This is a genomic window from Pseudomonas sp. 8(2025) (genome assembly GCF_052665325.1).
Window position 1 is genome coordinate 39,334 of the sequence record NZ_JBQOIE010000023.1, and the last position, 14,286, is coordinate 53,619.

The 14,286-nt window shown below is 68.3% G+C and carries 13 protein-coding genes; 3 read left to right on the forward strand and 10 right to left on the reverse strand.

Features of this window, described 5'->3' with window-relative positions; genetic code table 11:
- Positions 1-2: 2 nt before the first annotated feature.
- Complete coding sequence (locus ACUXVH_RS29050) at positions 3-986, forward strand: GlxA family transcriptional regulator (protein WP_210458314.1); 984 nt, start codon at positions 3-5, stop codon at positions 984-986.
- A 9-nt stretch (positions 987-995) separates the two neighbouring features.
- Here the strand turns inward: ACUXVH_RS29050 and ACUXVH_RS29055 are convergent, their stop codons facing one another.
- From ACUXVH_RS29055 to ACUXVH_RS29095, 9 genes are all read right to left on the reverse strand, one after another.
- Complete coding sequence (locus ACUXVH_RS29055; protein ID WP_401336223.1) at positions 996-3,434, reverse strand: alpha/beta hydrolase; 2,439 nt, start codon at positions 3,432-3,434, stop codon at positions 996-998.
- A 14-nt stretch (positions 3,435-3,448) separates the two neighbouring features.
- On the reverse strand, positions 3,449-4,891 hold the full coding sequence (locus tag ACUXVH_RS29060; protein ID WP_019094101.1) for a TIGR01777 family oxidoreductase: 1,443 nt from the start codon (positions 4,889-4,891) through the stop codon (positions 3,449-3,451).
- 15 nt (positions 4,892-4,906) lie between these two features.
- Positions 4,907-5,380, reverse strand: a complete 474-nt coding sequence (locus ACUXVH_RS29065) for a hypothetical protein (protein WP_015636431.1) — start codon at positions 5,378-5,380, stop codon at positions 4,907-4,909.
- Between the two features lie 76 nt (positions 5,381-5,456).
- Positions 5,457-6,362 carry an alpha/beta fold hydrolase gene (locus ACUXVH_RS29070; protein WP_342402281.1) on the reverse strand — a complete coding sequence of 302 codons (906 nt, stop codon included), beginning with the start codon at positions 6,360-6,362 and terminating at the stop codon, positions 5,457-5,459.
- Positions 6,363-6,699: 337 nt separating this feature from the next.
- Positions 6,700-7,161 carry a cysteine hydrolase family protein gene (locus ACUXVH_RS29075; protein WP_011062384.1) on the reverse strand — a complete coding sequence of 154 codons (462 nt, stop codon included), beginning with the start codon at positions 7,159-7,161 and terminating at the stop codon, positions 6,700-6,702.
- On the reverse strand, positions 7,158-7,535 hold the full coding sequence (locus tag ACUXVH_RS29080) for a VOC family protein (protein WP_401403635.1): 378 nt from the start codon (positions 7,533-7,535) through the stop codon (positions 7,158-7,160). Before ACUXVH_RS29080 ends, ACUXVH_RS29075 begins: the two co-directional genes overlap by 4 nt.
- Positions 7,536-7,601: 66 nt before the next feature.
- Positions 7,602-9,428 (reverse strand): glycoside hydrolase family 15 protein, encoded by a 1,827-nt coding sequence (locus tag ACUXVH_RS29085; protein ID WP_445496574.1) that lies wholly within the window; start codon positions 9,426-9,428, stop codon positions 7,602-7,604.
- Complete coding sequence (locus tag ACUXVH_RS29090; RefSeq protein ID WP_011062381.1) at positions 9,421-10,221, reverse strand: glucose 1-dehydrogenase; 801 nt, start codon at positions 10,219-10,221, stop codon at positions 9,421-9,423. The genes ACUXVH_RS29085 and ACUXVH_RS29090 overlap by 8 nt, the downstream gene beginning before the upstream one ends.
- A 112-nt stretch (positions 10,222-10,333) precedes the next feature.
- Entirely contained in the window at positions 10,334-10,921 is a 588-nt protein-coding gene (locus ACUXVH_RS29095) for a TetR/AcrR family transcriptional regulator (protein ID WP_011062380.1), read from the reverse strand.
- A 135-nt stretch (positions 10,922-11,056) separates the two neighbouring features.
- Between ACUXVH_RS29095 and ACUXVH_RS29100 the strand changes: the two genes are divergently transcribed.
- Together ACUXVH_RS29100 and ACUXVH_RS29105 are read left to right on the forward strand one after the other, a co-directional pair.
- Entirely contained in the window at positions 11,057-12,229 is a 1,173-nt protein-coding gene (locus ACUXVH_RS29100) for an MFS transporter (protein WP_445496577.1), read from the forward strand.
- Between the two features lie 70 nt (positions 12,230-12,299).
- On the forward strand, positions 12,300-13,040 hold the full coding sequence (locus tag ACUXVH_RS29105) for a thioesterase II family protein (protein ID WP_404673673.1): 741 nt from the start codon (positions 12,300-12,302) through the stop codon (positions 13,038-13,040).
- Positions 13,041-13,218: 178 nt separating this feature from the next.
- Here the strand turns inward: ACUXVH_RS29105 and ACUXVH_RS29110 are convergent, their stop codons facing one another.
- Positions 13,219-14,187: a siderophore-interacting protein gene (locus ACUXVH_RS29110; RefSeq protein ID WP_015636427.1), complete on the reverse strand. Its 969-nt coding sequence runs from the start codon at positions 14,185-14,187 to the stop codon at positions 13,219-13,221.
- Between the last annotated feature and the right edge of the window lie 99 nt (positions 14,188-14,286).

The window sequence follows — 14,286 nt, forward strand, 5'->3', positions numbered from 1 at the left end:
CCATGCCCACTGCGCCGAAAAACGTGTTTGTCCTGGCCTTCGCCAATGCCCAGTTGCTGGACGTCAGCGGGCCGCTGCAGGTGTTCGCCTCGGCCAATGACCGGGCCCGCGGCCTGGGCCTGCCCTTGCCCTACCACCCGCGGGTGATTGCCAGCCCGGGCGGGGCGACCCTGAGCTCCTCGGGGCTGGCGCTGCTGGCCGAGCCGCTGCCGCTGCCGCAAGAGCCCTGCGACACCCTGATCGTTGCCGGTGGCTGGGGCGTCTACGAGGCGGCCCGTGATCCTGAACTGGTGGCCTGGGTGGCGGCCCGGGCTGCGGCGTCACGGCGGGTGGCGTCGGTCTGCACCGGGGCCTTTCTGCTGGCCGCCAGCGGCTGGCTGGACGGGCGCCGGGTGGTCACCCACTGGACCCGCTGTGAGCAGTTGGCCGAGCAATATCCGCGGCTGCAGGTGGAGGCCAATCCGATCTTCATCAACGATGGCCCGGTGTGGACCTCGGCCGGGGTCACCGCCGGCATCGACCTGGCCCTGGCCCTGGTGGAGGCCGACCTGGGGCGCGCAGTGGCGCTGGAAGTGGCGCGGCAACTGGTGGTGTTTCTCAAGCGCCCGGGGGGCCAATCGCAGTTCAGCGTAACCCTGTCGCTGCAGAACCAGGGTGGGCGTTTCGACCGGCTGCACGCCTGGATCGCCGAGCACCTGGACCGCGAACTGACGGTGCCGGTGCTGGCCGAGCAGGCGGGAATGAGCGAGCGCAGTTTCGTCCGTCACTACCGCGCCGACACCGGCCAGACCCCGGCCCGGGCCATTGAACTGATCCGTGTGGAAAGCGCCCGGCGCCTGCTGGCCGACAGCACCCTGCCGATCAAGCGCATCGCCGCCCAGTGCGGTTTCGGTAGCGAGGAAACCCTGCGTCGCAGCGTGCTGCGGGCCCTGGGCGTGACGCCCCAGGCCTACCGCGAACGCTTCGCCAGCATTGCGCAGCCCTGAGCGCGGGTTTCAGCCTTCTACCAGGCTCAGTTGGCCGTCGGCATACAGCACTTCGCGGCCGATCCAGGCCGGGTCTACCTGGGGCAGTACCGCCGAGGGCTTGCGCAGTTCGCGCAACAGGGTCGAACCGTGGGACAGGCGCCCGCCCATGCGTGCGATCACTGCCCGGGCCTGCTGATAGTGGGCATGGCGCCCGGGGTCGAGGGTGTCCTCCAGCAGAATGTCGACCCCCAGCACACCCTGGACCTGGCCCGGGTAGATCATGAACCCCGCCGCCTGCTCGCTGCCTTCGCGGCCGTCCTGCCAGAAGCTGCCGCCACGGTTGCGCACCTGCTCATGGGGGGCGAACCAGTAGCCGCGATCAGCCTCGGGCACGGCGTGGTGCAGGCGGAAGAAGATCCGCATCAGGTTGTCCCGGTACCACTCGCGCACTTGCAGGTAATAGCCGCGCATGCCCGGCAAGCCCAGGCGGTGGGCCAGGGTGATGGCCGGGCTCCAGTGCGGGAAGGCTTGCAACGGCAACTCGGCGCACTGCGGGCGCGGGGTGCCTGGGTCGGTTTCCCAGGGCAGGCGATGGGGGCTGTTGTCCAGGTTGTCGTAGGCGGTAGGCGGACGCCCCAGCAGCGCGCCGCCACTGCTGGCCAGGGCGGTGGCGATGCACAGGTTGCCCTGCACCACGAACACATAGAAGCGGCTGAACCAGTCTGCCAGTTGCTGGCCGTCGGCCCCGGCGGCGCGCAACTGCGCCAGCTCCCGGTCGAAGCGCCGCAGGCCCGGCTCCAGGCTCAGCAGGTGGCCGCGGGCGATGTGCTGCATGCGCAGGAACCGTGGCAGCGAGCGCAACAGGCGCAGGGGCCGCAAGGGCAGCTGCGGGGTGGCGCCGCCCACCTCGCCGGCATAGCTGGAGGAGGGCAGGCCCCAGTCGGCCAGCCGCGCCAGGAACAGGTCATTGTTGATATAGGAAGCACCGCCGAACACTGCGGTGAAGGGCTCGTTGTCCTGCAGTACACGGGCGTCCCAGCGCGCCATGATCGCCGGAATGCTCGCCGCCGCCCGGCGCTGGCCGTACTCGACGAAACGGCTGGGTTGCGGTGGCAGGATCTCGGCGATATTGGCCGCGGTCAGGTGCCGGCGCCAGCCGTAGTCGCTGATGGGGCGGTACTGCAGCAGCCACAGTTGCTGGCCGTCCCAGGCCCATTCCACATCACCGGGCACGTAGTGGAAGGTCTTGAGCACCCCTTGCAGGAAATCCCACAGGGCGTTGGCGCTCAGGCCCCGGGTGGTGGCGAAATGGCCGCTTTCCCAGGCCGCGCCCAGGCGTGAAAGGATCGCCCGCTGCGGGCTGACCTGACCGTCGGCAAGGCTTTCCAGATGGCCCTCGACCCACTCCAGTTCCACCGCCAGGTGACGGACGAAGGCAATCCCCGACAGGGTCGGCTGGATAAAGCGCTGCACCACCACTTCCTCGACCCCGGCATCGCGCAGTTCGCTGATGCGCCCGGGCACTTGCTCGCTGGGCACCCGCAGGTAAGTGGTGCTCAAGCCGGCATTGGCCGAGTCGGCCTGGTCCTCGCCGTAGCTGGAGGAGCGCACCGCCCACAGCGCCGCAGGCTGGCTGGCGAGCAGGGCCGGCAGCTGCGGGTCGCTGGCGCTGTCCAGGGACAGGGCGCTGGGCACCGGCTGGCCGGCCAGCTCCGCCAGGCGCAGGCGGCCGCCCTTGGTGTGGGCGACGAAGCCGTTGTCGGCGGATTCCAGCCAGGCGACGAACTCGGCGGGGTGGTCGATCCAGGGGTAATGGCCCCAGCCCGGCCGCAGGCTGACCCGCAGGTCGGCCCGGGCCAGGATGGCCGACCAGGCTGCGGCCTGGGCAATCCCCAGCAGCCGGTCCTGGTCGCCCCAGACCAGTTGCACCGGGTCCTTGATCCACTCCAGCAGCGGCAGCGCGGTATCGGCCCGCAGTTGCTCCCACAGCGGTACGAAGGCCCGGCACCGACCATAGCCGGCGCCCATGCGCCGGTACTGCTCCTGGCTCCACGGCTGGCGCGAGAACTTGCCGGCAAACCACGTCGGTTTATGGCTGAGCAAACCGTGAATCAGCAAGCGCGCGGGCAGCGGCGACATCAACGCCGGCAAGCGCCGTTGCCAGAGAAAGGCCCCCACCGGCGACAACAGCACACTGCGGCAGAAGTGCCCCGGGCGGCGCTGCAAGGCGTGCAGCACGATCAGCGCGCTGACCCCCACCGCGACAATCCCCTGGCCCGGCTCGGTCATGCCCAGCAGGGCCTCGGCGTATTCACCCAGGTCCTGGCAGGGCGGCAGCGGGTTGTCGCCAAACCCCGGCAGCTCCAGGGGCTGCACCTGATAGCGCTGGAAGTGCGGCAGGGCATCGTCCCACCAGTCGGCGGCGCTGCCATTGCCCGCCAGCAGGTACAACAGGGGCTTGCTCATGGGCATTCCTCAGCTCAGGTCAGGTCGCGCAGGGCGGCGTCCAGGGTCGGGTAACGGAAGCGGTAGCCGGCCTGCAGCAGGCGCGCCGGCACTACCTTCTGGCCATCGAAGAACAGCTCGGCCATCTCCCCGGCCAGGGCCCGTACCGGCGCAGCCGGCACGTGCAGCCACACCGGGCGCTTGAGCACCTTGCCGACAGTAGTGGCGAAGGTGCCCTGGCTCACCGCTTCCGGCGCCACCATGTTGTAGGTGCCGGACAGCGTCGGGTCGTTCATGGCCCGGGCCATCACCTGCAACACGTCGTCGCGGTGCACCCAGCTCATGATCTGCCGGCCATCGCCCATGCGTCCGCCAAAGCCGAAATGGAAGGGCATCAGCAATGGCTTCAGGGCGCCGCCGGGACCGAAGACGATCCCCAGGCGCAGCACCACCTGGCGCACGCCGAAGCGGGTGGCCGGTTCGGCGGAGGATTCCCAGCGCGCGCACAGGTCGGCCATGAAGCCTTCGCCGCGCTCGGCGTTTTCATCCAGGCTCTGGCTGGCGTCGCGCACGCCATAGAAGCCGATGGCCGAAGCCTGGATCCACAGCTCCGGCTTGTGCTGGGCGTGTTGCAGCCAGTTGAGCAGGGCTTCGGTGGTGCCGACCCGGCTGGCCAGCAGTTGCGCCTGGCGCTTGGCCGACCAGCGCGGCCCGGCCACCGGGGCACCGGCCAGGTTGATGATCACGTCGAAGGCTTCGCCGTGGCCCAGCTTGCTCAGCGAGCGCAGGCAACGGGCGCGACCGTCGAACAGGTAGGCGGCGCGCAGCGGGTCCCGGGCCAGCACGCTGACCGTGTGCCCGGCATCCAGCAGTTGGTTGACCAGGGTCTCGCCGATAAAACCGGTGCCACCGGTGACCAGCACCCGCTTGCCGCTGCCACCGGCAAAGGGGTTGGCGCCCTGGCCCTGGCGTTGCAGGCGCAGCGCCGCCAGGCCGTCGCGGATGCCCGAGGCGGTGACGCCCACGGCGAACAGGCTCAGGGCCCAGCCCTGCCAGCCCAGGTCGATGGGATTCAAGGCACTGGGCAGGCGTGACCATTCCAGCAGTTGCAGGCCGTACAGGGCGAAGAAGGCCCCAGCGTTGATCGCCAGCACGGTGTGCATGATGCGTTCGATGGCCGGCAGCTTGCGGCTGCGATCCTCGACCACGAAGTCCCACAGGGTCAGGCCGATTTCCAGGGCGAACAGCAGGGCGATCACCAGGGCCCAGATGCCCTGGAACGCCAGGTGGGCGATGCCCATGAACAGCACGCCGTAGAAGCACGAGCGCAGGGCATGGATGCTCAGTTCCTTGCGGGCGCTGTGACGCTGCGGCAGGGCCACGGTGAGTTCGTGATGGTAGAGAGTATCCAGGGCGCCGAGCACGCCCTGGGCGAGCAACAGGGCGATAGCCCACTGCAGGATTGGCAAATCAGCCACGATGGTGAAGTCCTTTTACGAGGGAAGACGAGAGGTACGGCGGTCGTGGCGCTGCAGCCACAGTAACGGCGGCAGCAGCACCAGCAGGGCGAAGCTGTCGATCCACAGGTGGGCGGTCATGTTCATCTGCCAGGACAACCACATGTCCTGGGGCGCCCACAGCACAATCCCGGCCATCAGCCAGGCCCAGGCGGCAGGGGCCCGCAGGCGGTTGCCCAGGTGCACCAGCCCCAGCAGGAACAGCGAATAGCTTTGCAGGGTGGCGCCGAACAGCCCCAGCCACCAGATCTGCTGGGCCCGGGCCGGTGCCGGCGCGGCGGCGCCCCAGAAGGCCTGTTCGATGCCCGCGAGGTAATCGTTGAACAGGCCACTGTGGCCGGCCCAGGTCAGCAGCAGCCCGGCCAGCAGGTGGCCGGCGCCGACGGCATACAGCCAGAGCACCAGGGCCCGGCGCAGGCCGGGTCGGGGAGAAGCGGCGACGGATAACATTCCATGTCCTGTGGGGGGATCGAGGCCGCGAAGTGTACCGATTTTTTCCGGTCCATGGCGTGCGCCGGCGCCCATCTCAGGGCTTGCCGAGCAACTCCAGCAGCGCGTCGAGAGTGGCTTGCGGCGCTTCCTGGGGCAGGTTGTGGCCGATCCCCGGGAGGATCCGCCGCTGATAGGGCCCACTGAACAGGCCGACATCGGGGTCCGGCTCGGTGGCCGGGCCGACGCCGTCGTCAGCGCCGCACAGGGCGATGGTCGGCACCCGGATCGGCGGTTGCGCCTCCAGCGCCCGCTCGATGCTTTCCAGGCCCGGGTCGCCCGGCACATAGCCGAAGCGATGACGGTAGGAATGGATCACCACCGCGACGAAGTCCGGGTTGTCGAAGGAGGGCGCGCTCAGGCCATAGAGCCCGGGCCCTTGTTTCCAGGTTGGCGACCACAGGCGCCACAACAGCTCGCAGAATTCCCGGCGGTTGGCCGTCAGGCCGTCCACCCCGCGCTGGGTATTGAAGTAGTACTGGTACCACAGCCGCAGCTCGGTCTCCGGCGCCCGGGGCTCGATGGCCCGGGGAATGTCCTGGATGTTGTAGCCGTCGGCGCTCATCAGGCCCTTGACCCGCTGCGGCCATAGCGCCGCGACGATGCACGCGGCGCGCCCACCCCAGTCGTAGCCGGCGAGGGTGGCCTGGGGCAGGTGCAGGGCGTCCATCAGCTCCAGCAGGTCCCGGGCCAGGGCCGCCTGCTGCCCGGAGCGCATCACCTGTTCGCTGGCAAAGCGCGTCGGGCCGTAGCCCCGCAGGTAGGGAACGATGACCCGATAGCCGCGCTCGGCCAGGGGCGGGGCGATCTCGTCGTAGGCCCGCACGTCGTAGGGAAACCCGTGGAGCAGGATCACCGGCTCGGCGTTGCGCGGGCCATGTTGCTCATAGGCGATATGCAGGCTGGGGGTGCTGACCTGGTGCAGGGAGGCTGGGCTGGGCATGACGACTCCGGATCCGGTGGGCCGGGAAAAGCTAGCGCAAAACTTGCGTGCTGTCCTCAAGCCGCAGCGGCATGCAGCCCGTGGGCGTCGCGCCAGCAGCCGGCGGATGTCTTCCAGGGAACTGTGGCCCTACGGTTCGGGGCCCTTGATGTGCACGTAGCAGCGCAGGCCGGCGGTGAAGCTCATGAGGGGCCTGGTAAGGGAACGCGAATGCGGACCCTAGCGCTGTGTGGCCCGCAAGATCGCCTTCGCCGGCAAGCCGGCTCCTACGCAACGGCGCTGCCACCTGAGGGCTGTAGGAGCTGGCTTGCCAGCGAAGGGGCCCGCAAGCCGGCCCCTAGAGTTCGTCGCTGCGGGCCAGGTGCTTGAAGTGATGCCGCCACAGGTCGATGCCCAGGCCGCCGCTGCGGTCCAGGGACGAACCCACGGTCAGGTCGGTGAGCAGGGTCGGCTGCAAGCCGGCATCGAACAGGGCAAAACCTGCGGCCAGCACGCAGGTGTCGGTCTGGATACCGCACACCAGCACACGCTCGGGGGCGAGGCTTTTGAGGTGCTCGAGAATCTCCGTCGTCGGCCCGTAGCCGTGCTTGATGAAGACCTTGTCGGCGGCCACCAGGCTCTGGTCATCCACCGCCGGCTGCCAGCCCAGTTGCCGGGCGAAGGGCGTGCGGCTTTCATCATGGCGCTCCACCGTGGCCACCGAGGGCATGCGCCCGAGCAGGCGGTTGATGCCGTCCACCAGCCACTGCGGAGGGTTGAAGCAGGGTTGCACGTCGATGATCAGCAGCACCTGGTTCATGACGCTTGCCCCAAACGGGCCGGCTGGCGCAGGCCGATGCAGTTGCCCCAGGGGTCCTGCACCTGGCAGATCGAGTCGCCGCCTTCAATGACCATGGGGCCGCGATACAGGTGCCCACCCAGCCCGGTCAGGCGCTGCACCTGGCCGGGCAGATCGGCGACCTGCCAGTACACCACCGTGCCCGCCGGCCCCTGGCCGACCTTGGCGTCGCAGGGGACGATTTCCAGGGACAGGCCCGCGAGCTGCAAATGGCCGAAATCATCCGGCTCGTGCAGCACCCGGCGGGCCTGGGGAAAGGCCTGGGCGTACCAATGGGTGGCGGCACGCCAGTCGGCGGCATGGATCATCACGGCGATGATCGGCGAGTCGGGCATGGGGCGAGTTCCATTTCTGTCGAGCACCAAGGGAAGAACGCCCCGGTCTCAGCACCGGGGCCGGGATCAAGGTTGCCAGACGCTCTTGTCGCCACTCAAGCGCCGGTCGAGAAAACTTGCCGCGCTGATCAGCGCCAGGTGGGTCAGGGCCTGGGGCGTGTTGCCCAGGTGACGGCCGTGGCTGTCGAACTCCTCGGCGTACAGGCCCAGGGGGTTGGCATAGCGCAGCAGTTGCTCGAACTCCAGGTGCGCCTGCTCCAGGCGCCCGGCCCGGGCCAGGCATTCGACGTACCAGAACGAGCAGGCGGCGAAGGCGCCTTCGGTGCCGGCCAGGCCGTCGATCTGGCTGTCGTCATTGCGGTAGCGGTAGACCATGCCGTCACGCACCAGGCTCTTTTCGATGGCATCCAGGGTCGCCAGCCAGCGCGGGTCCTTGGCGCTGACAAAGCGCACCAGGGGCATCAGCAGCATCGAACCGTCCAGGGCGGTACTGCCGATGTGCTGGACGAAATGCCCGTGCTCCTGGTTCCAGAACCGGCTCCAGATATCGTCGTAGATGGCTTGCCGGGTCTGGTCCCAGCGGGCGAAGGGGGCCGGCAGCGAACGCTTGGAGGCCAGGCGGATGGCGCGGTCCACCGCCACCCAGCACATCAGCCGCGAGTGCAGGAAGTGGTGCTGCTCGCCGCGTATCTCCCAGATGCCCACATCCTTGCTCTGCCAGCTGTCACAGACCTGGTCCACCACCTGTACCGTGTGTTTCCAGCCTTCGTGGGAGATGGCCTCGCCGTACTTGTTCACCAGGTACACCGCATCCAGCAGCTCGCCGAAGATATCCAGCTGCACCTGGTCGTAGGCCTGGTTGCCGATGCGCACCGGTTGCGCGCCGCCGTGCCCGGAGAGGTGCCCAAGCTCGGTCTCCGGCAACTCCTGGCGGCCGTCGATGCCGTACAGGATATTGAGCTTCATCGGTTGCCCATGGCAGTCGCTGACCCGGCCCCGCAGCCAGCCCATGTAGGCGTTGGCCTCCTCGACGAAACCCAGGCGCATGAAGGCGTAGACGGTGAACGAGGCGTCGCGTACCCAGGTGTAGCGGTAGTCCCAGTTGCGTTCGCCGCCGGGGCTTTCCGGCAGGCCGAAGGTGGCCGCCGCGAGGATCGCGCCATGGCGCCTGGAGGTCAGCAGTTTCAGCGCCAGGGCCGAACGGTTGACCATCTCGCGCCAGCGGCCGCGGTAGTTGGACTGGCCGATCCAGTCGCGCCAGAACTTCAGGGTGCGCGTAAGGTGCAGCTCGCTATCGCCGTGCCGCACCCGCAGATCGTCGACGCCTCCGAGGATGAATTCGGCGCCCTGGCCCTGTTGCAGCACGAACTCGGCCCGGGCCGAGTCCCGTTCAAGGTGCAGCGGCTGGTCGCCCAGCAGGCGCAGCCCGGGCTGCCCGGGGGCTTCGAAGCACACCGAGTCGCCTTCCTGTCGTGCCCCGGTGGCGGCCCGGCCATAGTCCAGGCGCGGCGCGCAGTGCAGGCGCAGGGTGGCCTGGCCGCTGACCACCCGTACCCGGCGGATCAGCAGCGGCAGCTGCTCGGGGTCGTCGTCGATGGTCAGCAGGTCGGTGACTTCCACCACCGCCTCGGTTCCCAGCCAGCGGGTCTGCAGGACGTTGCTGTCGGGCAGGTAGATCTGCTGGCGCCGGGCGTCGGCCAGCACCGGTGCCAGTTCGAAGATCCCGGCGGCGGGGGAGTCCAGCAGCGAGCAGAAGATGCTCGGGCTGTCGAACTCCGGCCAGCAGAAGAAATCGATGCTGCCCTGGTCGTTGACCAGGGCGGCGCTGCGCATGTCGCCGATGATGCCGTGGGCGTCGATGGGGCGTTGTGCCGTGGGATGCTGGTCAGCCATTGCCGCGAAACTCCGGATAGAGGCTCATGCCGCCGTCGATGAACAGGGTGCTGCCGACCACATAGTCGGAGGCGTCCGAGGCCAGCCATAGCGCGGCATTGGCCACATCCTCGGGGTCGCCGACCCGGCCGTAGGGAATCAGCTTGAGCAGTTCCTGCTCTGCCGCGCCCTCGGTGGCGGTGCGGTTGATGGCGGTGCGGATCGCCCCCGGGGCGATGCCGTTGATGCGGATCCGCTGCTGGCTGACTTCCTGGGCCAGGGTGCGCATCAGCATGTCCACGCCGCCCTTGGAAGCCGCGTAATTCACGTGCCCGGCCCAGGGAATCAACTGGTGCACCGAACTCATGTGGATGATCTTGCCCGCCGCCTTGGACACCCCGGCGCGCACCCCCTGGCGCTGGAAGATGTTCAGCGCCGCGCGAGCACAGAGGAACTGCCCGGTGAGATTGACGCCGATCACCCGGTTCCAGTCGTCCAGGCTCAGGCTGGCGGCCGGCCCATCCTTTTGCAGGCCGGAATTGGCCACCAGGATGTCGAGAAAACCAAAGGCCTCGATGGCCTGGGCGAACAGCGCCTCGACCTGGGCCTCATCGGCCACATCGGCGCCAATGGCAATGGCCCGGCCGCCTTCGGCATTGATCCGCGCGGCCAACTGCTCGGCCGGCGCGGCCTGGGAGTTGTAGTTGAGCACCACGCTGGCACCGGCCGCCGCCAGGGCGATTGCGGTGGCGGCGCCAATGCCGGAGCTGGCGCCAGTGACCAGGGCTACCTGCTGGTCGAGGGATATCTGCATGCACTGCACTCCTGTCGCCGCTGTCGAAGGCCGGGGCTGATGCGCCCATGCGACACGCAACGCATCAGTGGCCCCTGTTGTGCTGACCCCGGACGCGGTTCAGGAGTTCAGTTCAGCGCGGTGGTTGCAGCCCGCGCAGTAGCAGCTCAAGCGCTTGCAGGGCTTGTTGCAAACGTTGCCCCGGCTGCTCGGCGGCGGCGATCCACAGCGCCGCGTCCACCAGGCTGCCGTTGATCAGGCGCGCCAGGGCCTGGCTCGGCGCGGGCGTGATCAGCCCGGCTTCGACCAGCGCTTGCAGGCGGCGGCTGAGGGAGTCGATGCAGTGTTCCTCGGCTGGCTGCCGTTGCCCCAGCACGGCCCGGGCATCCTGCAGGACGATGCGGCGGATTTCGGCTTCCTGGGCCATTTCCAGGTAGGCCCGGCAGCGCTGGGCAAAGCCTTGCCAGGGATCACTGGCCGCTGCGGAAATGGCCTCCAGGCGCTCATCCATTTCACTGTCGATCTGCTCCACCACCGCCGCCAGCAACCCCTGCTTGTCACCGAAGTGGTGATACAGCGCGCCCCGGGTCAGCCCGGCTTCGGCGGTCAGGTCGTCCATCGAGGTCTTGGCGTAGCCCAGGCGGGCAAAGGCCTGGCGCGCGCTGGCAATCAGCCTGGCGCGGGTTTGCTCGATCATCGCGGCGCGTGGGCGGCTGCTCATGGACACAGTTCTCCAACAAATGGCGGGTTGACATACGAGGCGTATGTTTACATGATTTTTAACATACGAGGCGTATGTGTTTCTACTGTGCCTGCCCTTTGTGGCAAGTTGCAGCCCCCCAAGGAGTCGTTGTAAATGGCAAACCCCTACCGCGAACTGTTCAAGGCCGCCGGCAGCCGGGCCTTTGTGCTGGCCGGGATGATCGCGCGCATGCCGATCTCCATGACCGGCATCGGCCTGATCACCATGCTGGCTCAACTGCACGGCGGGTACGCCCTGGCCGGCTCGGTGGCGGCGACGTTCGCCCTGGCCACGGCGTTCTGCGCGCCCCAGGTATCGCGCCTGGTGGACCGTTACGGCCAGAGCCGGATATTGCCCCTGGCCGCCGGCCTGGGGGGCGGGGCGCTGCTGGCCCTGCTGCTGTGCACCCGCTTGCAGGCCCCGCACTGGACCCTGTTCCTCTGCGCCGCCCTGGCCGGCTGCATGCCCAGCATGTCGGCCATGGTCCGTGCCCGCTGGACCGAGCTGTACCGCGGCCAGCCGCAACTGCAGACCGCCTATGCCCTGGAGTCGGTGCTCGATGAGGTCTGCTTCATTGTCGGCCCGCCCTTGTCGGTGGGCCTCAGCGTCGGCCTGTTTCCCGAAGCCGGGCCCCTGGCGGCGCTGCTGATGCTGGTGCTGGGGGTCAGTGTGTTCGTCATGCAGAAGAGCACCGAGCCGCCGGTCCATCCTCATGAGGAAGGGCACGCTGGCTCGATCATTCGCTCGGTGGAAATCCGCCTGCTGCTGTTGCTGATGACCGCCATGGGCACCATCGTCGGGGTGGTGGATGTGGTCAGCGTGGCTTTCGCCCAGCAACAGGGGCAGCCGGCGGCGGCGAGCATTGTGCTCTCGGTGTACGCCATCGGCTCATGCCTGGCGGGCATCGCCTTTGGCGCCCTGAAACTGGCCACGCCCTTGCCCCGGCTGTTCATGTACGGCGGCATCGCCACGGCGCTGACCACCTTGCCGCTGCTGCTGGCGAGCAACATCCTCGGCCTGTCCCTGGCGGTGTTCGTTGCCGGGCTGTTTTTCTCGCCGACCCTGATCGTCGCGATGGCCCTGGTGGAACGCAGCGTGCCGCCGGCCAAGCTCACCGAGGGCCTGACCTGGCTGGTCACCGGCCTGAGCATCGGCGTGGCCCTGGGGGCCGCGGGGTCCGGAGCAATGGTGGACCAGTTCGGCGCCCGCAGCGGCTTCTGGCTGGCCCTGGCGGGCGGCGCGGTGGTACTGGGGGCGGCGTTGCAGAGCTATCGGCGCATGCGCTGAGGTGATCGGTGGACTAATTTGTTCCCCTCGTGCTGCGTTTCTTTAGCGTCCATCCGTCGAGGGAATAACCGTGACTCAGTTGAACCTGCTGTGCCTGCCGTATTCCGGCGCCAGCGCCATGGTCTACAGCCGCTGGCGCCGCAAGCTGCCGCAGTGGCTGCACCTGCAACCGCTGGAGCTGCCCGGGCGTGGCGCCCGTTATGCCGAGCCGCTGCACACCGACATGCGCGAGCTGGCGCGGCAGCTTGCCCTGGAAATCCGGGGCACGCTGCGCACCCCTTACGCCCTGTTCGGCCACAGCCTGGGCGCCTTGCTGGCCTGCGAACTGGCCCATGCCCTGCGCGCCCTGGGGTGCTCGGAGCCGGTGGCGCTGTTCGCCTCGGGCACTGCTGCGCCGACCCTGCGCACCGAATACGACCGGGGGTTTGCCGAGCCCAAGACCGATGAGCAACTGATCGAACAGTTGCGCACCCTCAACGGCACCAGTGAAGAAGTGCTGGCCAACCAGGAACTGATGAGCCTGACCTTGCCGATCCTGCGGGCCGACTTTCTCTTGTGCGGGCGCTTTCGCCCGGTGCAACGGCCACTGCTCAATTGCCCGGTGCATGTGCTGGGCGGCAAGACGGATCGCGCCACCACCGAGCAACTGATCGGCTGGAGCAAGGAAACCCACGGCAGTTTTTCGGTGGACATGCTGGCGGGCGGGCACTTCTTCATCCACGAGCACGAGGCCAAGGTGCTGAGCCTGCTCAAGGGCCATCTGGAGGTGCATCGCCGCCGCCACCTGCAACCGGTAGCCGCGGTTTCCTAGCGGCTACACACTTGCTTCTAGCCGCTGGCGCAGGCTGCGCACGGCCCGCAGGGAGGCAAAAATCCCGGGTTCGCCAGGGGTTCGGCTGGCGATCGCCAAGCAAGGCCCGGCGGGTCTTTGTGCAGCTTCGCGGGCTCGGCAGCGGCTACAGGGAAGAGGCTGGGGCGGTTGGTGGGGCTCAACCCAGGGAGCTGCCCAGGCGCCAGTAGCCCATCAGGGTCAGGTTGCGACGCTCCTGGCCGCGCTCGTTGATCAGGTGGCGGCGAATGTTCATCACCGTGGCCGACTCGCCGGCCACCCAGGCGTAGAAATCGTTGTCCGCCGGTTGGGCGGTTTCCCAGAGGCGCTGTTCGTCGTTGCGTTCGGAAACCTTGATCGGCCGGCGCTGGCTGTTGGCCGGCGGCAGTTCGGCCAGCTCCCGGGCGGCATGGATCAGGGTTTCGCCATGGCGTGCGCCCAGCAGGTCCCGGGGCAACCAGTTGATCCGCGCCAGCGGGTGGCAGCGCAGGTCGATGCAATCGCTTTCATAGGGCACTTCGATAAACGCCTGCACATCCGGATGGTCCGGATAACCCTGCAGTTCTTCCAGAATGCCGGCAATCGCCGGCAGCGCGGTTTCATCGCCCATCAACAGCACCTTGCGGATCCCCGCCGGCGGCAGCCATTCATAACCACCGGGGTCGCCGCTGTAGGCCTTGTTCGGCACCACCATCTGCAGGCGGTCGCCGGGCCGGGCATGGGTGGCCCAGGCGGAGGCCGGGCCGTTGACCCCGTGCAGGACGAAATCCACATCCATTTGCGCAGGCTGCAGGCGCAGGGCGCGAATGGTGTAGGTGCGCATTGGCGGTTGCTGCTCGGCCGGCAGCTTGCGCCGGGCCGCTTGCCAGTCGCCTTCCACCGGCAGTTGCGAGGGCGTGCCATCGGCCCCGGGAAACAGCAGCTTGATGCGCTGGTCCGGTGCCAGGGTGCGCGCCTGGGCGATGTCCTCGCCGGTAAACACCAGGCGGGCCATGGACGGGCTGAGGTGGATGCGCTGCTTGAGCTCGACGTTGATTACCCGGTAGCCCTTTGGCCTGGACCGGTCGATGCCGGTCAGTTTGCGCAAGCCTTGGGTGAGGAGGCCGGTCAGCGATTGAGCGGAAGACATGGGCGGGTACCTGCTGCAAGGGGAGGATAAGGAAGGAACGAAGGATGAGCGGGGTGATTTACTGCTGGCGGCGCCTGCCCAATCACCCTGAGGGGCCCG